This window comes from Neisseria sp. P0009.S008 (assembly GCF_051958615.1).
GTDB classification, from domain to species: domain Bacteria; phylum Pseudomonadota; class Gammaproteobacteria; order Burkholderiales; family Neisseriaceae; genus Neisseria; species Neisseria subflava.
Genome location: NZ_JBQCVG010000007.1, coordinates 67,938 through 88,226, shown reverse-complemented (window position 1 = coordinate 88,226; position 20,289 = coordinate 67,938). Strand labels below are relative to the sequence as shown.

25 protein-coding genes are annotated in these 20,289 nt (G+C 53.6%); 2 read left to right on the top strand and 23 right to left on the bottom strand.

What is annotated here, in order from left to right; genetic code table 11:
• Window positions 1-3: 3 nt before the first annotated feature.
• The 10 genes from ACTHSQ_RS07400 to ACTHSQ_RS07355 all read right to left on the bottom strand — a co-directional run bounded on the left by ACTHSQ_RS07400 (window position 4) and on the right by ACTHSQ_RS07355 (window position 9,790).
• The gene (locus ACTHSQ_RS07400; protein ID WP_440371524.1) at window positions 4-2,319 is read right to left on the bottom strand and encodes a hypothetical protein; all 2,316 of its coding nucleotides are present in this window, start codon (window positions 2,317-2,319) and stop codon (window positions 4-6) included.
• Window positions 2,320-2,329: 10 nt separating this feature from the next.
• Window positions 2,330-2,986, bottom strand: a complete 657-nt coding sequence (locus ACTHSQ_RS07395; protein ID WP_440371523.1) for a virion core protein, T7 gp14 family — start codon at window positions 2,984-2,986, stop codon at window positions 2,330-2,332.
• 10 nt (window positions 2,987-2,996) lie between these two features.
• The gene (locus ACTHSQ_RS07390) at window positions 2,997-5,594 is read right to left on the bottom strand and encodes a hypothetical protein (protein WP_440371522.1); all 2,598 of its coding nucleotides are present in this window, start codon (window positions 5,592-5,594) and stop codon (window positions 2,997-2,999) included.
• Window positions 5,591-6,172: a hypothetical protein gene (locus tag ACTHSQ_RS07385; RefSeq protein ID WP_440371521.1), complete on the bottom strand. Its 582-nt coding sequence runs from the start codon at window positions 6,170-6,172 to the stop codon at window positions 5,591-5,593. Before ACTHSQ_RS07385 ends, ACTHSQ_RS07390 begins: the two co-directional genes overlap by 4 nt.
• Window positions 6,173-6,227: 55 nt before the next feature.
• A complete protein-coding gene (locus tag ACTHSQ_RS07380; protein ID WP_440371520.1) occupies window positions 6,228-6,446 on the bottom strand; it encodes a hypothetical protein in 219 nt (72 codons plus the stop codon).
• Between the two features lie 9 nt (window positions 6,447-6,455).
• Window positions 6,456-6,872: a Bbp16 family capsid cement protein gene (locus ACTHSQ_RS07375; RefSeq protein ID WP_440371519.1), complete on the bottom strand. Its 417-nt coding sequence runs from the start codon at window positions 6,870-6,872 to the stop codon at window positions 6,456-6,458.
• Window positions 6,873-6,883: 11 nt separating this feature from the next.
• The gene (locus ACTHSQ_RS07370; RefSeq protein ID WP_440371518.1) at window positions 6,884-7,876 is read right to left on the bottom strand and encodes a major capsid protein; all 993 of its coding nucleotides are present in this window, start codon (window positions 7,874-7,876) and stop codon (window positions 6,884-6,886) included.
• A 12-nt stretch (window positions 7,877-7,888) separates the two neighbouring features.
• A complete protein-coding gene (locus tag ACTHSQ_RS07365) occupies window positions 7,889-8,476 on the bottom strand; it encodes a hypothetical protein (protein WP_440371517.1) in 588 nt (195 codons plus the stop codon).
• On the bottom strand, window positions 8,466-8,708 hold the full coding sequence (locus ACTHSQ_RS07360) for a Bbp19 family protein (RefSeq protein ID WP_126982144.1): 243 nt from the start codon (window positions 8,706-8,708) through the stop codon (window positions 8,466-8,468). Before ACTHSQ_RS07360 ends, ACTHSQ_RS07365 begins: the two co-directional genes overlap by 11 nt.
• Before the next feature lie 203 nt (window positions 8,709-8,911).
• Window positions 8,912-9,790: a KilA-N domain-containing protein gene (locus tag ACTHSQ_RS07355; RefSeq protein WP_440371558.1), complete on the bottom strand. Its 879-nt coding sequence runs from the start codon at window positions 9,788-9,790 to the stop codon at window positions 8,912-8,914.
• Window positions 9,791-10,075: 285 nt separating this feature from the next.
• On the opposite strand from ACTHSQ_RS07355, the gene ACTHSQ_RS07350 reads away from it, so the two are divergent.
• Both ACTHSQ_RS07350 and ACTHSQ_RS07345 read left to right on the top strand, forming a co-directional pair.
• Window positions 10,076-10,828 (top strand): hypothetical protein, encoded by a 753-nt coding sequence (locus tag ACTHSQ_RS07350; protein ID WP_440371516.1) that lies wholly within the window; start codon window positions 10,076-10,078, stop codon window positions 10,826-10,828.
• Window positions 10,829-10,836: 8 nt separating this feature from the next.
• Window positions 10,837-11,235, top strand: coding sequence for a hypothetical protein (locus ACTHSQ_RS07345; RefSeq protein ID WP_440371515.1), 399 nt, complete (start codon window positions 10,837-10,839; stop codon window positions 11,233-11,235).
• A gap of 35 nt (window positions 11,236-11,270) precedes the next feature.
• On the opposite strand, the gene ACTHSQ_RS07340 is transcribed toward ACTHSQ_RS07345, so the two are convergent.
• The 13 genes from ACTHSQ_RS07340 to ACTHSQ_RS07280 all read right to left on the bottom strand — a co-directional run bounded on the left by ACTHSQ_RS07340 (window position 11,271) and on the right by ACTHSQ_RS07280 (window position 20,288).
• On the bottom strand, window positions 11,271-12,920 hold the full coding sequence (locus ACTHSQ_RS07340) for a portal protein (RefSeq protein ID WP_440371514.1): 1,650 nt from the start codon (window positions 12,918-12,920) through the stop codon (window positions 11,271-11,273).
• 3 nt (window positions 12,921-12,923) lie between these two features.
• Complete coding sequence (locus tag ACTHSQ_RS07335; RefSeq protein WP_440371513.1) at window positions 12,924-13,247, bottom strand: hypothetical protein; 324 nt, start codon at window positions 13,245-13,247, stop codon at window positions 12,924-12,926.
• Window positions 13,248-13,252: 5 nt separating this feature from the next.
• Window positions 13,253-13,705, bottom strand: a complete 453-nt coding sequence (locus tag ACTHSQ_RS07330; protein ID WP_440371512.1) for a GNAT family N-acetyltransferase — start codon at window positions 13,703-13,705, stop codon at window positions 13,253-13,255.
• Complete coding sequence (locus tag ACTHSQ_RS07325; protein ID WP_440371511.1) at window positions 13,698-15,263, bottom strand: hypothetical protein; 1,566 nt, start codon at window positions 15,261-15,263, stop codon at window positions 13,698-13,700. Before ACTHSQ_RS07325 ends, ACTHSQ_RS07330 begins: the two co-directional genes overlap by 8 nt.
• A complete protein-coding gene (locus ACTHSQ_RS07320; protein WP_440371510.1) occupies window positions 15,256-15,819 on the bottom strand; it encodes a terminase small subunit in 564 nt (187 codons plus the stop codon). Before ACTHSQ_RS07320 ends, ACTHSQ_RS07325 begins: the two co-directional genes overlap by 8 nt.
• 250 nt (window positions 15,820-16,069) lie before the next feature.
• Entirely contained in the window at window positions 16,070-16,471 is a 402-nt protein-coding gene (locus ACTHSQ_RS07315) for a recombination protein NinB (protein ID WP_440371509.1), read from the bottom strand.
• Window positions 16,472-16,493: 22 nt separating this feature from the next.
• Window positions 16,494-16,787: a Ref family recombination enhancement nuclease gene (locus ACTHSQ_RS07310; protein WP_440371508.1), complete on the bottom strand. Its 294-nt coding sequence runs from the start codon at window positions 16,785-16,787 to the stop codon at window positions 16,494-16,496.
• 217 nt (window positions 16,788-17,004) lie between these two features.
• Window positions 17,005-17,496, bottom strand: a complete 492-nt coding sequence (locus tag ACTHSQ_RS07305; RefSeq protein WP_440371507.1) for a RusA family crossover junction endodeoxyribonuclease — start codon at window positions 17,494-17,496, stop codon at window positions 17,005-17,007.
• Between the two features lie 37 nt (window positions 17,497-17,533).
• Entirely contained in the window at window positions 17,534-18,130 is a 597-nt protein-coding gene (locus ACTHSQ_RS07300) for a hypothetical protein (RefSeq protein WP_440371506.1), read from the bottom strand.
• Complete coding sequence (locus tag ACTHSQ_RS07295; RefSeq protein ID WP_440371505.1) at window positions 18,120-18,245, bottom strand: hypothetical protein; 126 nt, start codon at window positions 18,243-18,245, stop codon at window positions 18,120-18,122. Before ACTHSQ_RS07295 ends, ACTHSQ_RS07300 begins: the two co-directional genes overlap by 11 nt.
• Window positions 18,242-18,718: a hypothetical protein gene (locus ACTHSQ_RS07290; protein WP_440371504.1), complete on the bottom strand. Its 477-nt coding sequence runs from the start codon at window positions 18,716-18,718 to the stop codon at window positions 18,242-18,244. The genes ACTHSQ_RS07295 and ACTHSQ_RS07290 overlap by 4 nt, the downstream gene beginning before the upstream one ends.
• Window positions 18,719-18,721: 3 nt before the next feature.
• The gene (locus ACTHSQ_RS07285; RefSeq protein WP_440371503.1) at window positions 18,722-18,967 is read right to left on the bottom strand and encodes a hypothetical protein; all 246 of its coding nucleotides are present in this window, start codon (window positions 18,965-18,967) and stop codon (window positions 18,722-18,724) included.
• A 10-nt stretch (window positions 18,968-18,977) separates the two neighbouring features.
• A complete protein-coding gene (locus ACTHSQ_RS07280) occupies window positions 18,978-20,288 on the bottom strand; it encodes a replicative DNA helicase (RefSeq protein WP_440371502.1) in 1,311 nt (436 codons plus the stop codon).
• Between the last annotated feature and the right edge of the window lies 1 nt (window position 20,289).

The window sequence follows — 20,289 nt, the reverse complement described above, 5'->3', positions numbered from 1 at the left end:
TCCTCACAATTTCGATGCCTTGATAAGCGCTTCATTTATAATTGCCGTTCTCTCCTGCTCACTCGGTTGGCGGTTCAGTTGGTGGCTCGGTACTACCTGCGGCACGCCGTACTGTTCATACCGCATCCGCCCGCGCTGCTGTGGCGAAGCGATTAACGCCGGCACACGTTCCTGTTCCAAACTTTTCCAAAATACGCCGCGCAATATATATTCGCTCACATAGTTATCCATCAGCGTTTTGGTAACAAATTCACGCAATTCGCCCTGGGTCATATAGCGTTTATGGGTGCTATAAAAATCCCGGTTGGCCTGCATGATGTTGTCTATCAGCCAGCCGCGCTTCTGCAAATCTTCTGCCGAAGCATTGCTGCCTGTCTTGATATTAAGTTGTCGAGTTGCCCAGTTCAGCACCTCCGCTTCCACCTTCGGTACGGATTGGTCGCCGTCTCTCTCTTGGCGGCGCTTGCGTTCCAACAGGTTGTTGGCTTTATCCATGCCGATGGTCGGCGCCAGGTTGATGATTTGTTCTTCACTCATGCCCGTCAGTTTTTCCGGGTGGTAGAGAAAATCGTAGTAAATCGGTTTGGCCGCTTCCTCCATTTTGTTCTGTTCGCCGCGCACCAGTTTGTCGCGGTAGTCGTCCAATGCCTGCAATCTGGACGGGCCAAGTATCGTTTTGACTTCCGCCGGCAAATCCTGCACCCTGGCGCCGCTGGCAATCGCATCCAGCGCATTGCGGTTGGTTTTCTGTATCAGGTCGTTTTCCCCGCGTTCAATCATGGACACCCGGTCGCGGAAACTCCGCCGCACGTTCTCACGACGCCCTGGTGGCAACTGGTCAATTTGCCGCTCAATCGCCGCCATATCCCCTCCTGGTATGCGTACCATGCGTGGCTGCTGGGTAGCAGCTGGCTCACTGCCTCGCTCCTGTCGCCTGCCGCCAGCATTGGCCGCCACCGCTGCCCCAGCTGCGCCTTCAACCCTTCCTTCTTTCCATCCTTCCACCACCAACATAGCCTGCATGATGGCTTTGCGCTCAGCAGGGGTATAGTCGCGCATCCGCTTATTGCGCCCGCCAACTGCTGCCAACACCCGCTGTTGGTAGGCGCGGGTATTGTTTTCACTGGCCGGGGCGTAGGCGGCAATCATTTGGGTCAGTGTTTTATCGCGGTAGCCGATACCGGCACCGTAATCCAGCGGGTTGTTTGGCAATCGCTTGCCGCCGTTACTCTCAAAAATCAGCGCTTCTTTCGCCCGCCGCCCCGCCTCTTCCGTTGGGAAGATAGCAAAGCGCCCGTCCGTTCCAATTGCCCCATGAGATTTGGCAAACGTGCCATACTCCATATTGCCGGGATTATTGTTGCGCCAAGAGCGCGAACCGCCCACCTTACGGAAATTGCCGCCGCCCTGCGTAGTGTAGGTGCGTACATTGCCACTGCCTCCCGCTTTACCGGCTGGCGGAGTGGACTGGTTGCCCAAATCCACCATCCCGCCTTTATGATAGGCTTCGGCAAAAGCACGCCCCAGTTGCTCATCCTCTTCATCCATTTGGAATTTGGCGATACGCGCCTGCAAATCCAGCGCCGTTTTGCCGTCCATCATCGGGGCATATTGGGCAACCATTGATTTGGCTTCGTCGTAGGAATTCATGTCCATCAGCCGGTTTGCCCGCTGGCTCACTATTTCGCCCACCTTAGCGCGCAATTCCATCTGTGCTTTCTCCGGCGGCCAGCCTTCATGCGCCGCAATATCGCCGATGTTTCCTTCCAGCCGGGCAATCGCCGTGGCAAAAGCCTGTTCGGTCGGCGCCACCACCGCCCCGCTTACCGTTACATCCAGCCGCCCTTTCAACGTTTCTTCTTGGAACTTCCGGCCTTCCGCCATCATGTGCTTGGTTACGCCGTCGGAAAAATCCGCTTGGGTCGGCCCTACGCGATGCGCAAACATCTCCACTTGGGCGCGGTTATTCAGACTCTCCGCCTGGTCGGCAATAAACTGGTTCAGCTTATTGTTGTATTCATCCGCCAAGGAAAGGCCGCCTTCGCGATTCAGGGCGTTCAAGCCACGCTGCTGTTCGTATTCCTGTTGCAGCTGCAGCCGGTAGTTTTCCACCTCTACCCATTTCTGATCGGCCACGCTTTGGTTGGCCGCCATCATTTGTTGCAGGGCTTGTTCGCCGTAGTGCTGGCCCAGTGCCATCGATACCTTGGCCTGCTGCGTGATGGCTGCGCCGGGGTCGCCCATCTCCTGCGCGCCGAAACGGGTTTGCGGCAGGGTGTTGGGGGCTACCTGAAAATTGTCATAGGTCGGTGTCTTCATGGTTCTGCCTCTATCGTTTCAGGGTATGGATGCGGCTGGTGCGGCCGTAGTGATTACTGCCCAGCAATCGTTTCTCTTCTGCGCTCAGCTTGCCGCTACCTTTTTGCCGTGAATACTTATCCCAGTATTCCGCCACCATCGGCGCAGAGCCAAGCAAGGTTTGCAAGCCTGCACCGACAGGGTTGATGGATGAAGCCTGCGCCCGGCCCATCAATGCCTGATTACGGTAATCGGTAGCTTGGATACGGTAGCCCCAGGCATTACGCAGGGCGTTTTCCTCAATCGTCTGCGCATCGATTTCCTTCATGATGTCGGTAGCGGCCAGCATTTCCGCCGCGCTGCCTTCGTTCATCACCATGCCGTTGGCGGCCAGAGCTGCTCGTTGTGCAGATTTCAAATGCCCGGCCTGCAAGGTATGGCGGGCGTATTCCGCCTGGCCGCGCGCCAATTCCGTTTTCGCGCCGGTTTCGGCAATGCGGGCGTTGATTTCCGCCATCCGTGCCTGATGCTGCAGGTTGCGCTTCTGTGCCTTGGCTGAATAAAAGCTACCGGCGAAACCGCCCAGCAGGCCGAATGCCTGCCCCACCGCTGCGGCAATATCGGCCGCACCCGTGCCGCCGCTGTGCGGGCTACCTGAAAACCCGCCGCCCGTCGATGCAATCTTCATTCCTTCCCTCCTATCCGCCCAACACCACTTCTGCCGTTGCGCCCACCACCGTTAAAGGCAGGGGCTGGGTTTGGCGCACAAACACCTGCCCGCCGTCATCCCAAGTAGGCTGTATCACCACTTCGATATCGCCGCTGCGCAAGGCGGGCGGTTGGCCGTAAGGCTCATCGCGCCGCTGCTTGGCTTCGGTCAGTTTGTCGGCAGTCGGCCCTACCCAAATGCCGGATGAACGCCACACCCGCAGCAGTACCTTATTCACGTTCTTTTTGCGCCCTTGCCCGAAAGCACTATCAATCTGCGCCGCCACCGGCAGGGTTTGCATATCGCTCACTATCGGCAAGCCGACGTGTACCGTCTTGGCTTTTATCGGCAGACTGATCTTGCCATCGCGCACCAGCGTTTCCGGCAGCACCGCGCCGTCCGCCAGTATCGCCACCGTCTCGCCTTCCAAGTGTTCCAACCCCTGAATTTCGTTTACCGCCTCGCCTGAGTAGCTCAAGCCGCAATCCACGAAAAACGCCTCTTCCTGCCGGGCGAAGGCGCGGCTCTCCAACCGCTCGACAAAGCGCCGCGTGCCGCCGGCCAGCTCCCGGCGCACCACGCAATACAGCACATCTTCTGCGCCTTCGGCCACCACCGTGCAGCTCTCAAAACGCCCCTTGTGGGTATTGTGCCGATGCCAGGCGCCGATTTGCTGCTCAGGAATATAGGTATTCCCCAACAGCTCGCCGGATGAAGACACAAACCACACCACCGGTATGGGGGCCTTGCTGTAAGTCATATCCGCAATATCGAAGCCGTCAAACAAATGTGGACTGCGTAGCGACAAATCGCCACTCACATAGCCGCCTGCTTGCCATGAATACGCCATTTCGCGCACATGTCCGCCGCGTGCCGCGCAGTAAATCAGAGTTGAGTTCACCACCACCGGCTGCACGTTAGAAGCACCGATATAGGAATGAGGGGCTACCGATACTGAAGACGGAGTGAGTGCTTCAGAGTTAACGGTTTCCATGCGCCATTCCGCCGATGAAGTCAGCAGGATCAGCTTATTCAGTGGCACAATGTGGCGGATGGTATTGGCTTCACGCGCCGCCACACGGAACGCAATTCGGTCGTCTTCTCGGGTTGGGATTGAGTACGACATATTGCTTTCCGTGCCGCTCTTGGTCATCCAAATGTTCTGCGGTTGAGAATGCGTACCGGCAAACACCCTGCGCTGTGAGAAGTATGAAACTGCCGCCGGGAAGCTCTTGCCCGACACCGCCACCTTGCCAAATAGCGCACCGCTGCCGACAGCAGCCTGCACCGTAATACTGGGCGCGGTATAGTTGCTGCCTTTTTTCAATACCCGCACTGCCGTAATGCGTCCGTTTTGCACCACCGGAAACAGCTGCGCCCCGCTTCCTGTGGCATCGCTCACCACCAATTCCGGGAAACCATCCAAGCGCATAGATACTTCCGCCGACTGCCATGTCCTACCGCTGATTTGATCGCCGCGCTGATACACTTTGGATTCATTGCGGAACACCAAACGCGGGGCGGTGTAATCCCTCCCAGCCTGTATCCGGTCGATACGCACAATCTTGCCACCCTGTACCACCACATCCAGTTCCGCACCGCTGCCGCTGCGGTCTTCGATGCTGAAGAAGTCGCCGCTGCCACCCTGCGGATTAGGCGCACGGGTGCGGAATGTGCCGTCCTGAGGATAATTCTGCCCACCGCTCAGTACTGCGGCCGAAGCAATACCGCTCTTTTCCAGGTAGCCGCGCCCGCCATCCAATACCGCCACCGACAAAATACCGCCTGAAATAAACACATCGTCATACAATGGCGGCGTAGCCGACATATCCGCACTGATGTTGTCGTCATCAAACGTCGTGTCCGTAGTCTGCCCAATGTAGCCGTATAGTCCGTTATGCCGTTTGTACACTTTGTATCGGCTGGCGCCGTTTACCGGATTCCAGCGGATCGTGTTGTGGTGGCCTGATGTGTACAAATCATTTACCACCTCCACTTCAGCCGAAGCTTCTGATTCAGAAGTGCCATCTTGGGCGATCGCCGTGACCACATAACCAAACAGAACACCACCTCCGCCGTGCGCTGTGGCCGCCACTCCTTGCGGAGCATCTAACTCCGGCTTGAAACGGATGGTTTCCAACCGCCAATCTGCCGCCCCGTAACGCTTCAACTCCATCGGCGGATGGTTCGGATGTACCAAAGTCACAATATCGGCCGACTGCACATAATGCACATCGAACAACTCCGCTTCCTGATACGGCGTAGCCAGCTCATAGGGCTGGTTACTGCCGTCCAGTAGGGTTGCCCCTTGGGTATGAAAGCGGCAGTATTCATGGCCGAACTCAATTACTATCGTCTGTGTGGTCGAATAGGTAAACGGTAGCAGCCGCACCTTCCTATCCGCATACTTGGCCGCCCGCACAAGCTTCAGTCCGGCACGGTTCTCCACCGCGCCTTGCGGTTTCACTACGAAATTACGGCACAAAGCCAAGCCGCTCTGATACTTCTCATCCTCGATGCGGCCGAACATCTCAGGTGCGATTTCGCCGCCGGCAAAAGAATGTTTGAATAAACGAACACTACTCATCGCTGCTCCATCCACGCCACTTTATGCGTTATCGGTAGTTGATACTGGTTGGCATCCGCCTCTTTAGCCTGAGGCAAATACACCGACACCATCTGCAAGCAGCGCTTCGCTTCCGCCGCTCCAGCATCCCCTTTCAGTATCGGCCCGGCCAGCATCGAAGCCAACTGCCAAGCCAAAGCTTCCGTGAACAATGGCGGGAACGAATTAGGTTCTACTGTTCCGTCTATCCATTGCCCCCAAACTGAAGGCTGATTAGCCAGTACATTTTTCCCCTGCACTGCAAACGGCATACGTGCCCCATAGGCATCACGCACGGCCACCATTTCCAAAGATTCCGCCGGGAGGGCGAATACGTAAGCAAAGCGTGCATCACCCTCTCGATCCACCCGCTGCAGCGGCTCATAGCGCGTAGCAAACCCCCAATGGTGCAAAGCGAGCAGCGAGCGCAAAGCCTGCGGGTAGAAGCGGGCGCAATGTTCGGCCTGCACGCTGCCTTCCGGCGGCTGGATTGAAGCCACCGTGGCCGTATCGCCCAAGTGCGACAAAGCCAGATTGCAAATCGTTACTGCGTTGCTCATCATCTACTCCAAAGAAAACCGCCTGCCGGCCGGTTGGGCAGGTCAGGCGGTTGGTTTACTCTGCTTCGCCTTTAGCTCCCGGCTCTGCTTCATCTTCAGCTACCGGCTCAAACCACAAGGCTGTTTCCCCAGCGGCCACATAGAAGCGTTCGCCACGCTGTCGGATTTGTCCATAGAAGCCGACGGCGGTCGCCACCACCAACTGCAAGCCTTCGTACGGTGTTTGTTCCGGTGTTTGTTCCGGTGTTTGTTCCGGTGTTTGTTTGCGTGCCATTATTGCCTCCTACACAATGCGCGGGCTGTCGGCGGGCGGCGTGTTCGCCTGTAGTCCGGCCACAATCTGTGCTGAGAATTTGCCGATGCCCACCACGCCGTCCACGGTGTAGTTCAAGCGTACGAAGCGCTTATGCTTAATCGGCATCGGCAGCACCAACTGGGCGCCAGCTTTCAAATCAGCTGCCGGCACCACGCCGTTTAAGGCATCGGCATAGCCGCTGCCGGCAGTGTCGCTGTGCTGCAGGGCGAAGTTGATTTTGCCAGTACCGCTGACCGCTTCAGCCACGGTAACCACCACATACAAGGGCTGGCTGTTCAAGCCAAGATTAGGGGTAGGCTGGCCGAAGTCCACCTCGTGAGTAGAGGGAGCAGTAGAGATCACAGTCTGCTTGTCGGAAAGTTGCAGGAATTTATCGATAATCATGTCATCCCCCTTTATCTAACCTGCGCTTCGCTCAACAGAAGCGCATCACTGCGTTTTACCGGGATGCCGTCAAACGACACCACATGCTTGCCGGCCACCTGTTCCATGGTCAGGGTTGATCCAGCCACCTTATTGGCAATCTGGCGGCGCAGGAAGCTGCGTACTTTGCGGTTCACATAGAACACCGCACGGCCCATATTGGCGTTCGGCAGCAACTCAATAGCCTGGGTCATCAGGTCGATCAGGTCGGCACCGGCTTGGGCATCCTTGGTCAGCTGTTGCCAGTTGATATTGGCAATGCGCACCACATAACGCCAATCGCGCAGGGTCAGGCCGGCATCCCATTTGTAGTGGGTACGGTAGGCTTGATACTCGCCGCCGTCGGCATCTTTCACCGTATCTTCGCCCAAATCGCGGATAACCAAACCAGCCTTACTGCCTTTCGGATAAATGCCGTGCAGGGTATTCGGCCCCCATACGCACAACCAAATCGAAGTCAGGTCATTGCCCGTGCCGCCGGCATCAATGATGTTCTGGCCGTTTTCCGCCGCCTTGCTGTTGAAGCGCGGAGCCAAGCCGGTAAAGCGTTGCGGCGTGGCAGAGGTATCACCATAGAACAAGGTGCTGGCCAAGTTCTGGTTCATACCCTCCACGAAAGCACGCTCTTCACTCAAGCGCCAAGCGGCCGAATTACCGTTCAAATCAGCCAGCGCCTTATCGGTCAGCGCGTAGCTTTCCAGCATGCCCATGCTGTCTTTGATGGTAACCGTGGTCGATTTCTCCGGCTGCACACCATAGTTCAGCATACGCCAAGTACCCTGCGGCAAACCGCTGCGTACCGTGGTTTTATGCTCAGTGAAACCGTTGGCTTCCAGCCAAGTGGCATCCTCCAAGATTTCATTGGTTTCCGTCAGCATTTCGATGATATCGGAGATATTCCCCTTATCATCCATGCGGCTGGCCACATCGGCCAAAGTCGGATTGTTACTTTTCAATACACCCATTGCTTACCCCTTTTAAGGATTCATGTTGCTTGCGTTGTAAAAACTCTGCGCCGAACGCGCCTCCCCCTTGTTGCCATTGACCATGCCGTCTTCCCGCAAGGTCAAGCCAACCCGGTAGAACATCCGGATAAAGGCCGGATGGTTGCCCAAGCCGGACTGATTGAGTAAATCAGACAACTCCGGCGAGCCGTATTGCTGCAAGGCACGCTTCGCCACCGCCATGTTTTCGTTCAGCTTGTCGCCGCCAAACTCTGCATCCGTGCGCGATTGCTGCGCCCATTGATTGCTTAAAGCCTCCATCTGCGCACCATGGCGCTGCTCCAACATAGCCGACATACGACCCAGCATCAGATTGGCCTGATCGTTATCCAAGCCGATTTCACGCGCCGCCGCCTCGTATTCCTTCAGCACATCGGCATCGTATTCTTTGCCTTCTGTCACCGTGAATTGATACTGCTCCGGCACAGCCGGTTTTTCTTGCTGCTCAGGCGCGGCTGGCTGTTCCGGTTCGGCAGGCTGCTGCGCTTCCGCCACCGCTTGCCCTTGCTCCGGCGCTACCTCTTCCGCCGCCGCTTCCGTGATTAAAGTCTCATCGCTCATCGCGTGTTTCCCTCATCATCAAATCGTATTCATCCGGGCATTCACGCATTACCCAGTCCAACAGCCACAAGCCGAGATTGCGCTGCCCTTCGGCAAATGCCATCCGCAACGGCTCAGGGTTGAATACCGAACGCCACACGCCGGCCTGTTCCAGCAAACGCCACACCACCCGCCGTCCGGCCGGCAGCTTCATCAGCGCCCGAATATCCGACTGCATCGCTTCCTGTTTCATTGCCCCTCCAACTGTCTGCCGCTACTCTAATACAAGTCCTGAAAAATCAAGTGTAACTGTAAAATTTAGTAAAATATCAGGCAAAACAAAAGCAGCCCGAAGGCTGCGTGCAATATATTTTTAACTAACAATTTATTAGATGAAACGGGACTTTAAATTTGTCTGAGAAAATGCCGTCTGAAGATTCAGACGGCATTTTCTGTTTACCTTACCGTAGCCTTGCTGTAAATGCCTTCAAGACATACGGCTATGCGGTCGGAGGTGTCTTTGTCCGCATATCCCCGCAACACTTCGAGGGCTGCGACGGCTCTTTTCAGGCGTGAACGGGTTTCGTGCCAAACCGTCCACATCGTAACCGCCTGCCTGTTGCCAAGCTGTTTGAGCGGCGCGGAGATGTCTTTGCCCAATTCAATCATCCATGTGCCGTAATAAACCATAGCGGCAATGTCGGCTAAAGAGTTGCCGTCGATAGGCAGGGCTGGTTGCGGTGCGGGCAGTGGTTCACGGTCGAGGACTTCGCCGGTCAAGCCTGTGTGCAGGGTCAATGCGTGGACGTAGGCGACGGCTTCGGGCAGCTTCTCGGCGGGGAGGTCTTCAATCGCGCCGACGTTGAAGCGTTGGTGAATCATACTGTACGCGGAGGAGTAGTCTATGCCTTTGCGTCCGACAAGCGCGGCAACGGCTTGGCGCAATCCAGTACGGTCGTCGGCGGTGGTTTTGGCAGATGGCAGAGCTTCGGAAGAGTGCAGGCTACCTGAAATTACGGCGTCGAAGGTGCGGATAACCTGTAAGAAGAATTTAGCACTAATCCAAGTGGCATAGGCATACACCAATTCTTTGCATGCGTAAGTGCCGCGTTTGTTGCCGCCTTTAACAACTTGGATAACTTGTTGATTTTTATCCAAAGCAGGATTTCCTGCTTTGGAAATTTCATCAATTAAATCAGATGTTTGTTGATTCTGAAGCCATAGGGAGGGTTTGTGGCGATTTTCGCCACCACTGGCTTTGTGTAAATCATTGAGAGAATAAAGGTTGTCGAATTGACGGATAGCGACATTGGCTACAGAGATTGCGTTCATGATGAACTCCTAGACAGATTAGTTAGTGATTGCCGCTGAATAGGGCGGCGGGCTTCAACTACCGTGTCTAGACGGCTCGCAGTATTCCCCGAAGGTGTTGTATTTCTGCGTATAGACCCGCCAGAGAAACTTGGCGTTTTGTGCCGCTAATCTCATACAAGGAGAGAGCAACGAAACCGATAGGCACAAAAAATGCGCGCTTACGGGGCGGATATCCGCTAGACAATTTAGTAGTGGGGTCATCATAATTGTTGAGAGTATGGAAGTCAATATTATTAAGGATTACTTATGGAAAATCTCAGCCAAATCTTGCAAGCCGCATATAAAATCCTAGCTGGCATGCCAGGGAAACAAGGCCATGTATCTGATATTGCTATTGAAGCTGTCAGGATAAATCACAATATGGGAATGGATGCTGACACATTCAGCAACAAACTATCATCAGCGCTTGCTGCCCATGTGAAAAAGAAAGATGCCGTTTTTACTAAGGTTGCCAGTAAAAAAGATGCGAAAGGGAAGGTTGTTTCCTACAAGCGTGGCGTGTACCGTCTGAAGAAACTGAGGGTAGCCAACCCTACAGAACAAAACATTGCTCCGCCTGTGGATTCTGCATTTTTAGGCAAAGCTGGCGAGCTAGCGGTGATGAGCGAGCTATTATTCTGGGGCTTTAATGCATCGTTAATGGTAGTGGATAAAGGGATTGATATTGTCGCATCAAAAGAAAATATCTATTACCATATCCAAGTGAAAACATCTCAGCCGCGTGCCAATGGCAGTTTCGGTTTCAGTATCAACCAAAAATCTTTTGAAACCAACCACAGCGGCAATACCTATTATGTATTCGCCTTGCGCGAACTCACTAAAACATCCTTTGCCGTTATTCCGAGCAGCCACATTACTACGCTTAAAAACCGAGGTATCATCAAAGGTCAAGATTCACTATCTATCAGCATCTCAATTTTAGATAAAGGGAAGCTATATCTATTGAACAACAAAGATGATATTTCTACATTTATCAATAACTTTGGACAAATTAAATAGAGGAAACCATGAAGAAGCTGATATTGTATTACTCACTCCTTGTTTTATCAGCCATATCCCAAGCTCAACCAACCCTAGACCCTGACAGATGGGAATTGTTCACCGAATCATATGATGGAATTACAAATATATTCATTGATAAACAAACAGTTGGTAGAGATAATGCATGGTTTATTTTAACTAATGCTGTTGATGCAGCAGGAAATAAGACGAATATAGTAGGGCACGTCTTCTTTCGCTGCGGCCAACATAAGATAGCTTTTGGCAGGCAATCTGTCATAGATGTTGCGACGGGTCGAGTTATAAGGGTTGATTCTGGAGACCCAAGCTATTTTGTAGATGTTTTCCCATTATCAGTACAGGAGAACATATATATTTATTTCTGTAATAATTACCATCAAAAATAAAAGGCAGCCTAAGCCGCCCTTTATTCCTACTCCGCCTAAGCATAGCCGCTGAATGCATCCGTCACATCCGCATTGCCGGCGGCCTGGCTGACTTTCTGCATCGCCTCCGCTGCCTGGTTGGCCACTTCCATTTGCTGCTGTGCCTGTGCCTGCTGCGCCCGTTGTTCGCGCACCGCCTGCACCTGCTCTTCCGGCAACATGATGGATTGATCCACGCCCAAGGCCGAAGCATACACATCCGTCAGCCTGTCGGCATCAATCTTGTCCAACACCTCCGGCTTGAACTGTGCCACGCCGCCCACGGTCGAAATGAAGCGGTCGATGCTGTTGGTGGCCACAGCCTGCTGTGCCTGTGCCAACATTGATACCAGCTGAATATCAATATCCACGCCATCCAATTCCTCAGGCGGTGGCGGCAGCATCTGCGCCTCCTGCATGAAGTCGAAGGTGGTTTCAATCAGCGGGTCGAGCAACTCATTCTGCAAACGCTCCAGCACCGGCCCCAACATCAGCAGTTTTTCCTCATGCCGTTCCGCCACCTCCGTGGCCGTCATGTTCGGGTTTTGCTGATTGCTCAACATCAGGAATAAATCCGCATAGAAGGTACTGCGGATGCGCCCGCGCACATCCTGAATATCCTGCAACAGATGGTTCAAATCCAGCTGCACTTCATACAGCGGGCGGATGCCTGCCTGCGAACCGGCAGTGTCGTTGTACACAATCCCGCCCGGCAGCCTATCCACATCCCGATACTTTAGGCTGGTCGGCACTTGCAGCGGCGGATTGGTTTTGTAGTCTATCCCCTGCGCCTTGCGCAGCTGCTCGTGTTGCAACTGCTTAATATCGCCCAATGCCTCCATGCCCGGGCTATGGCCGTAAATATCCCCGCCCGATACCGTCCAACGCGGACAGAGTGCCGGGAAACGCCTAAAGCCGCTTTCACGCAGCACATCGTTTTCGCCTGCTCCTTTTTCCAAATACACCGAACGCCACGGCATATTTAGCGCATCACGGCGCGAAGCATCCCGTTCCAAGCGCGGCTCGATGGCATGGATGATTGTTACCCAGCCGTCATAGTTCGCATTGTCGTAGCGGCGGCGCAGGGATGGACTGCAATTATCGTAGCCAAATTCACGCACCGTCTCTGCCACCGTCTTCTGGAACTCACGATACAGCGTGTCCACCTCGCCTTTCCAGTTGGTCGCCACCGCATATTCCCCCACCGTCAGCGGGTAGTGATGCAGCACATCATCGAAATCCGGCAGGATGATGCTGGCCGCTGTGCCGAACGCCCCTAATTCCTCATACATCGCATGCAAAGCACGGTAGGTGTTTGAACGCTGGAAAATGGTGTGCATCAGCTTGGTCGTTTGGTCGAGCCACAACTTGACCGGCTGATACTGCATCAAGTCGGCATCCTCAATCGCCAGCTTAAACCAAGGCCGAGCCGGCGAAGTCATGCCGCTCATCATCCCAGCTGCCAAGATGCGCAGCGACTGCGTGCCTGTGCTGTCGTAAATCTCATTGAAGCGCTTATCGCCGCGATTACGCTCATCTGCCAAAAAACGCCCGGAACGCGGCAGCAGATGGCGGGAAATATCGCGCCAATGATCATCCCAAGAAGCACGCTCCTTCTTCAGGTCAGCGTGCCGCTTTAGGATGCGTTTGCGTAAATTCGTGTCCATGTTTTACCCCAAGAGAGAGGTTTTGCCCAACAGGTTTTGCTTACCTAATTTCAGCTGGTCGTTTTCAATCCCTTCCGAACCGGTCAGCATGGTGCTGCTTACGCCGCCGCCGTCCTGTTGAGCAGCCTGCAGCAAGCCGGCCGTGTTGGCTTTCTTGCTGTTGGCTTTATTGAAATCGCGCTCCGCTTGCAAAGCCTGCTCCTTCGCCTGCTTTTCCGCCTGTGCTTGCGCTCGTCTTTGCTTCTTGTCCGCACGCTCGCCGGAGTAAATCGAATAACTGGTTCCCACTGCCGCTGCTACGGCGGAGATAATCGGTGCTGCTGGCATCGTCTCTATCCTTTCGTCAGTTGCCGTAAATAAACCACATCCTCACGGCGGCAACGCCGCGCAAGGATGCCTTCAAAACTGCTGCCCGGCTTGGCATGCCAGGCCACATAAGCCGCGCCACGCCGTGCCGCTTCCCGCTCAATCGTCTGCACCAAGCGCAAACCGGCCATACCCACCCGATATTCCGGCAGCAGAAACAGCGCATCGTGCTGGCACACCAAGCAGTCATAATGCGGATGGCGTGAAAGGAAGGCTGAGCAGTAGCCCACCAGTTCGCCATCAACAAACGCCCCGGCAAACAGCAGATTACCCTCCGCCGCTACCGCCCGATACAGCTCACGGTTCAAGCTAACCTTGCCCGCCCAGTCCGCTTCCGTTTCCAAGCGGTGCGTCTCCGCCAGCTGCTGCTCAATCCAATCCATGTAGCGCAAACCATCATCTATCCGCACATCAAGCATAAGGGTTGTACTCCATCACTTTTTTATTCCCACCTGCCACACGCAGGCTGTCGATTTTCGGCGTGTCCAGCAGCGCCAAGCAATAGGCACTCGCATAGTCCGGCGAACGGCCGATCTTCGCCACAATCTCCTCACGGCTCGCCACATAGATTTCCGCGCCGGACAACTTCCAAGTCGGTGCACACAAATCCGCCAGCAGGCGCGAATCCGGCGGCAGGGCGATGCCCGTATTGTTGGCCGGGTCGAGCGCCTCGCGCATCCGCCACCACAACTGCGAACGCAGATTGCGGAAGCCCAAGCGCCCCGACTTATCCCGCGCCGTCGATTTCTCCGCCACATTCACGCCAATCACTTGCTGCCGTGCTTCCGTCAGAAAATCAAACGGCGCACTGCCCACCCCGATCACATCGATATGGATTGGCGCACGGTTACGCAAAGCCGCCATCACCAAGCCCGCCGTAGCCGGGCCGTCCGGCGTTTGGCTGCCCGGATACACCAGCGGCCGGTCAAACCACATCCCGTGCCGCCGCGCCAATACCGTCTCATCCTTGCCGCCGCGTGCCACGTCCACCCCCAGGCTGTCCATTTCAGGCAGCCTGTCCAAAGGCTTCCAACGCGCCATCGCCGCCTCCACCCATACAGTCGGGATAACCTGCCACGGGTCATCTTCAATCCCCGCACTGAAATCCCCGTTCAGCATTTGCGAGCGCAACGGCTCAGGCAAAGATTGCAGCGTATTCACATAGCCCGTGCCCATCAGATACGGGTTATCCGTTACCCTCGACGGGATAAACGTACGGGCCAACGGCTTCACCACTTCCTCCGGCTTAAAGCTGTTGCGGTCGAACTCATACACCGGCACCCCGTCCACCAACACAAATTCCCGTCCGTCATCCACCCACACATCCTTGCCGTCCACGCTGGCCGCATAGCGGATTTCCCCGCACGCCGCCAGATTAGGAAACTTCTTATCCAGCCACGGCGCAAAGAAATCCACAATCCAACGCCCCTCCGCCGTGGTCGGCGGGTTAAAGGTCAAGAGCGCCTGGCATTTCTGATTCGGGTCGGTCGAGCGCAGCCAGCCCAGCAGCGCCCGCACCTGAATTTCCAAAAAGTTTGCCGCCTCATCGAATATCAGCAAGTCATGCGGCCGCCCCTGATACTTCTGCCAGTCGTCCACATACAGGCAGCTGCCCAGCTCAATCTGCCGCCCGTCCAGCCGCCACACGCCTTTTTGGCTGTTGAAGCCGTCATCATTGCCGATCAGCTCGCGCAGCCTGTCCACAATCCCCTGCAACTGCTTGGCATCGCGGCGCAGAATCAATACCTTTTGATGTTGTGTCAGCGCCTTGCCGCAGGCCAAATCCGTCTTGCCGCCGCCTGCCGCCCCGCCGAAACCGATAATATCCGCCTGCGTGGTGTAGGCCGCCAGCTGCGGCCCCGGCAGCGGCAACCACAGCGGCAAATCCCGCAACAACCCGTCCATCTCCACCCGCTCCGCCTCAGTCAGGTAAGGCAGCAGCTCCGCCACCTCGCGCGGCAATACGTCATTACCCATCTTTCCTCGCCTTCGCCATTGCCAACAAGCCCGCAATCTTGGCCGAACGTTCCGCATCCGAAATCACAATCGCCTCCCCGTCGCGCCCGCTCAGTTCCGTCCGATCCACAAACATACCCAAATGCTTGCCGATACTGTCCAACGCCCCTTTTTTATCAATCAGCTTCAGCTTCTTCACCCGGCCAATCATCTCCCCGTCATCGCCGATTTCCACCACATCCAACGACCCAATCACCGCCGCCACATCATCATCCCATTGCTCCACCGGCTTAATCCCGCCGTCTGCCGTGAACAGCTTGCGCGGGTCGAAAAATGCAATTTTTGCATATTCCTCCAGCACCCTGTCAGCCGTGATTTCTGTTCTCTGTTGCTGTTTGCCGCGCGCCTCAGCAATCGCTTCCTGAATGTCAGGTTTTGTCAGGTTCTCGTGTCCAATTGCCCGCGCCGTACTCTCGCTATACCCCGCCCGAATCGCCGCCTGCGTGGCATTAAGATCCACCAAATATTCCTCAACAAACCTTGCTTGCTTTGGTGTCAGTTTTTCCATTTGTCCCATTGTAATCCTCCATCTCCGAATCCAAGTGTAACCACCTCTCCCCCCTGCAAATCGAACCCACCGTGCGTTGAGAAACTTGAAATGCCTCCGCCAGCAAGTGGTAGGCAATCCCGGCATGCCGCAAGCGCAGAATCGCCTTCGCCTCCCGCTCCGTCAGCTTTGCCATTCCATGATTTTCGCCCCGACACTTCATTCATCCCTCCGCCATTCCGCCAAAACCTGCCCAACCGTGTGATACATTTCCCGCCCCTTAAAATTCCCAAATTAACCCGAAGTTTCCTGCCGCCCACGCCTGTAAGCGGTTTTGATAGTCGGTCATCTCTACCGTGTTTAGCGTTGTCGTGCTGATTGGCGTTTTAAGCTCGCTACCGTCCGGCATGGCCTTTAGTTCATAGCCTAGAAACATCCCCTTGCAATACTCGTGCCACGTTTCCGCGCTGTACCGCCTGCCGTTTACCCATGCCTTATCTGCCAGTTCGCCGTAGATTTTCCACAAGCGTCGGTTTTGCTCGATACTGCGTTTGGATTTGTGCGGCCTAATACACACTTCAAGCTCTGAATTAGCCTCTAACCACACCCCTAGATTGTTGTAGATGGTCGTCATTAAAGGCCGCTTGTTGTCTTTCGTCAGCCTGTACGCTACGCTTTGCATTTAACGGTTCTTCCTTGCTGATTTACTGCCAATTTAAAATATTCTCAACCTGTTTCAACAATTCTCTTTCCGTGCCGTATAAGCTTTCAAACGTTCGCGGCGCGGCGTGAAAGGCTACCCCTACTCCACCAGTCCGATGATGTGCAGGGCATAGCGGTATCGTCTCAAAATGGCTGTTGCGCCGCCCCATGCCTGCACCGTTTCGGATATGGTGTACCTCTGCCGGTATGTTGTATCTCCCCTCATTACGACAGACGATACAACCGAGAGAAGCCACGCGCTCAAGGTGCTTCTTTTCCTCTTTGGTTTTACTCATTTATGCACTCTTCCCAAACAAGAAGAATGACAAAAGCAAAAACCCCCAGAGAATTGCAAACCACGCAACAACAAAAAAATACATAGGCGTAATTGTCGTTACATTTTTGGCATCAAGCCGAATGGTTATTTTTTTAGTCAAATCCAATTTGATTAAAATTCCAGCAAGAAAATAACCAAAGTGTAGAAAAATTAATGACGAAACAATCGAAAAAATTTTAACCACTTCTTAACTCCGCAATTCCTATATCAAGCCCGCCGTCCTCTCTTGGCTCGCTTGCGTATGTTGCTAAAATAAATCTGACTTGCTTGTCGTTGTGATAGACAACGCCTTGCAAGGCATCGACAGCGACTTTTAGGCAGTTATCAAGGTCTAGTATTACCTTGCTTGCCGTACCGTCCTTATTCATCTTCGGCACTAGGCTGACAAACAGGATTACATCTTTTTCGGACGGCCTAAAACCTGCTCTTTCCGCCGCGTGAGAAACACAAAGCTTGTACGCTTTCGCTTCCTTGCTTAATACTTGCCGATTCCGAAATGTTTTCCAGTATCGGTTCGTGCTGATTGGGTATGGCAGGGAAAGAACATTTGCCCTTTCCGCCGCCTCTACTATTTGCGCAATCGGGATTAATACGGCCAACTCCCACCCCCAATCATCGTCTTGGTTGCGTACTTTCTTTCCGACCCATTCAACAAAGCCAATCGCCAACACTACGACCGATACGCAAATCAAAATACCGAAAATTTCATAAATAACTCCATTTCATGCCGAATTGTTTGTAAATCTTTTGGGCTTCCCCTGCTTTCCAATACTGGTTACTCAACAGGGGGAATGCTTCGTTTGAAAGATTGACAGTATCTTCGACACTCAAGCCTTTAGGCATACACGTCAAATCCCATACGCTCGGTTTTTTTGGTCGTCCACGCGGATTACTCCATTCATTGCTTCCATGCTTCGCCATGTAAGCCGCTCTTTTGCACTCCTTGCACTGTGAGCTGTAAACCCAGATTCCGGCGCTGTTTGGATATTTTTTATAAAAGCTGTCTATCGGCTTTTCTTGCTTGCAGCATGTGCAAACTTTAGACTTAGGCTCAACTGCCACCGGCTTGCATGGCTCTTGTTTTACGCCCGTTCGCTTCTCTTTTTGTGTTTTCTGCCGTCGTTCGTGCTGTTTTCGGTCAATTTCATCTCGATTCTCTCGGATGTACTGTTTTTGATACTTGGCCTTGCAGGATTTACAATAAGCCAAGTATTTAAACTCCCCTGTTTCTTCATTCCTGCGTCTAGTCATTTCCGGTAACGGTTTCACTTTTCCGCATTTATTGCATTTCTTAGTTTCCATCTTCGTCCCCTTTCAACCTACAACCAAATTCATCAACCGGCGGCATATCTACCCAAAGAGTGATGCCGATCAGTGCCGCTATCGCACCAAGCCCAATTAAAAACAGTGTCATCATTTGCGGCCTCGCTTGAATTTATTGCGTTTCAGTAACTCCAATTCAGCTCGCAGACGTTGGATTTCTGTTTTCAGTGTCGTATCAGCTTTAACTTTTGAGATTGCGATAATCTCTGATTTAACCCTTGCAAGCTCTGCGTTCTTCGCTTCAATTTCCGCTTGCAATTCTTCGATTTTCTTGTTCTTCTCTTCAGAATTTTTTGCCGACCCATTAACAATTTGCCTTAATCCGCTAATTGTTCGATTCGCCTCGTTCAGACGGTCTATTGTTTCGGATAGATTCGCGCTGACCATTTCCGCCGCCTTTTCCATTTCGGCTTTTTCTGCTCTCATTTCGGCTTTTTCTTTCAGGCCGTCTGAAATCCTCTGACTGTAATCTGTCACAGTGCTTCTCAATCGCTCAGCGACCTGAATAACCTCCTCATGGTCTTTCTTACTCACGCCGCCCAATTTCTCGATTAACCAGTTTTTCATTTTTCACTTCCTTTTGTTGCGCCATTCTTCAAACTTTTCGCGCCGTTTCTGTATCACGATTTCATCGGCTGGCTGGAAACCTTTTCCGCCGCTCCAGTAATCGCCCTTGTCGCACTGATAGCCTCCGAAGTAGAAGCTCGCCCGTTGCTCAGGCGTTTGCGATTTCTCGCATCTTGCAAACCCTCTCATCGGCGTGTTTGCCTCTGATTGAAAGTTTGCGTGTTTGCAGTAGAAGCAGGTTTCACGCATTTACCGCTCCTTAGCTGTAATACCCATACTCGCAGAATCGTTGATACTGACCCTGCCACACTAGGTCCAAAACGCCACGCTCGCCGTCTCGGTTTTTGGCGATAATCAATTCAGCCGTTTCTTGCGGTGCGTCTGAATCGTAGTAACCCTCACGGTATGGCATCAGAACTAAGTTTGCGTTTTGCTCAATACCGCCGCTTCCTCGTAGGTCTGCAAGGCTTGGCCGCTTGTCTGCCTGTTTCTCCGTCGCTCGATTCAACTGTGCAACAAGCAAGACGTGAATTTGCAGTTCCATTGCCAAGCGTTTCAGCCGTGCCGTAATGTCATCAAGTTCAGCAACCTCGTTTACGCCTTTGCGCGGCATCAGGTGCAAATGGTCAACAACAAGCAGGTCAAGCCCTGATTTGCGTTTCTCTAGTCGGCATCGCGCGGCGATTACTTCAATTCCGACCATTTCCGTATCGATCACAAACTTCCAGTCTCTAGCTTCGTTCAGGTATTCAGCGAAGCCGTTATGCTCTTCACGCGTCATGCGATATTTTTTCAACCTGCCGTAATCAATCGAATGTTCCGCTGCCGCTCCTCGCTGTGTTAACTCAATACCTGACATCTCGTAGCTTTGGAATCGGACGGACAAGCCGTTTTTTGCACAATGCCGGGCAATGTTTTCAGCCAACACGGATTTACCCATGCCAGGCCTTGCGCCGATTACCGTCAGATTTCCGCGTTGCAGGCCGCCTGTCGCTTCGTCCAAATTGCTGAAACCAGTTGAGAAGCCAAGCATTCCGCCAGTTTCTAAAATGCGCTCCCAGTGGTGCAGTGTTGCTTCCAGTGCGTCCTCATAGCTCATTGATTCGCTATTGCCTGCCGCCGTGTCGCTGATTTTGTCCAGCAAGGCCACTGCCTCCGCCTGTCTGTCGGCAATACTTCTGCCGTCTCGCTCTGTTGCCAGCTTCCCGATTTGTTCAGCGGCAAATCTCAATTCACGCTCTGCCGCACTTTCCGACACCAGCCGCGCATATCGGCCAACATTCGCCGCCGATGGCGTGTTTTGTTGCAGGTCAATCAGGTAGGCAAGGCCGCCTGTTTCTTCGCTCAATCCACGCTTGCCAAGTTCGGCATCAAGCGTAATCACATCTACCGGCAGGCCGTCTGAAATCATCGACATGGCCGTCTTGAAAATCAGGCCGTTTTTATCGCTGAAAAAATCCTTTGGCGTTAATCCTGTCAGCAAGTTTGCAGAATCGTTGTCAATCAGGATTGCGCCCAAGACTGACTGTTCTGCTTCCAAGCTTGCCAAGATTTCAAATTGCTCAGTCATT

Bases quoted from the DNA above. Each gene is read 5' to 3' on its own strand.
- ACTHSQ_RS07400 (WP_440371524.1), bottom strand. From the start codon at position 2,319: ATGAAGACACCGACCTATGACAATTTTCAGGTAGCCCCCAACACCCTG.
- ACTHSQ_RS07395 (WP_440371523.1), bottom strand. From the start codon at position 2,986: ATGAAGATTGCATCGACGGGCGGCGGGTTTTCAGGTAGCCCGCACAGC.
- ACTHSQ_RS07390 (WP_440371522.1), bottom strand. From the start codon at position 5,594: ATGAGTAGTGTTCGTTTATTCAAACATTCTTTTGCCGGCGGCGAAATC.
- ACTHSQ_RS07385 (WP_440371521.1), bottom strand. From the start codon at position 6,172: ATGAGCAACGCAGTAACGATTTGCAATCTGGCTTTGTCGCACTTGGGC.
- ACTHSQ_RS07380 (WP_440371520.1), bottom strand. From the start codon at position 6,446: ATGGCACGCAAACAAACACCGGAACAAACACCGGAACAAACACCGGAA.
- ACTHSQ_RS07375 (WP_440371519.1), bottom strand. From the start codon at position 6,872: ATGATTATCGATAAATTCCTGCAACTTTCCGACAAGCAGACTGTGATC.
- ACTHSQ_RS07370 (WP_440371518.1), bottom strand. From the start codon at position 7,876: ATGGGTGTATTGAAAAGTAACAATCCGACTTTGGCCGATGTGGCCAGC.
- ACTHSQ_RS07365 (WP_440371517.1), bottom strand. From the start codon at position 8,476: ATGAGCGATGAGACTTTAATCACGGAAGCGGCGGCGGAAGAGGTAGCG.
- ACTHSQ_RS07360 (WP_126982144.1), bottom strand. From the start codon at position 8,708: ATGAAACAGGAAGCGATGCAGTCGGATATTCGGGCGCTGATGAAGCTG.
- ACTHSQ_RS07350 (WP_440371516.1), top strand. From the start codon at position 10,076: ATGGAAAATCTCAGCCAAATCTTGCAAGCCGCATATAAAATCCTAGCT.
- ACTHSQ_RS07345 (WP_440371515.1), top strand. From the start codon at position 10,837: ATGAAGAAGCTGATATTGTATTACTCACTCCTTGTTTTATCAGCCATA.
- ACTHSQ_RS07340 (WP_440371514.1), bottom strand. From the start codon at position 12,920: ATGGACACGAATTTACGCAAACGCATCCTAAAGCGGCACGCTGACCTG.
- ACTHSQ_RS07335 (WP_440371513.1), bottom strand. From the start codon at position 13,247: ATGCCAGCAGCACCGATTATCTCCGCCGTAGCAGCGGCAGTGGGAACC.
- ACTHSQ_RS07330 (WP_440371512.1), bottom strand. From the start codon at position 13,705: ATGCTTGATGTGCGGATAGATGATGGTTTGCGCTACATGGATTGGATT.
- ACTHSQ_RS07325 (WP_440371511.1), bottom strand. From the start codon at position 15,263: ATGGGTAATGACGTATTGCCGCGCGAGGTGGCGGAGCTGCTGCCTTAC.
- ACTHSQ_RS07320 (WP_440371510.1), bottom strand. From the start codon at position 15,819: ATGGGACAAATGGAAAAACTGACACCAAAGCAAGCAAGGTTTGTTGAG.
- ACTHSQ_RS07315 (WP_440371509.1), bottom strand. From the start codon at position 16,471: ATGCAAAGCGTAGCGTACAGGCTGACGAAAGACAACAAGCGGCCTTTA.
- ACTHSQ_RS07310 (WP_440371508.1), bottom strand. From the start codon at position 16,787: ATGAGTAAAACCAAAGAGGAAAAGAAGCACCTTGAGCGCGTGGCTTCT.
- ACTHSQ_RS07300 (WP_440371506.1), bottom strand. From the start codon at position 18,130: ATGGAAACTAAGAAATGCAATAAATGCGGAAAAGTGAAACCGTTACCG.
- ACTHSQ_RS07295 (WP_440371505.1), bottom strand. From the start codon at position 18,245: ATGATGACACTGTTTTTAATTGGGCTTGGTGCGATAGCGGCACTGATC.
- ACTHSQ_RS07290 (WP_440371504.1), bottom strand. From the start codon at position 18,718: ATGAAAAACTGGTTAATCGAGAAATTGGGCGGCGTGAGTAAGAAAGAC.
- ACTHSQ_RS07285 (WP_440371503.1), bottom strand. From the start codon at position 18,967: ATGCGTGAAACCTGCTTCTACTGCAAACACGCAAACTTTCAATCAGAG.
- ACTHSQ_RS07280 (WP_440371502.1), bottom strand. From the start codon at position 20,288: ATGACTGAGCAATTTGAAATCTTGGCAAGCTTGGAAGCAGAACAGTCA.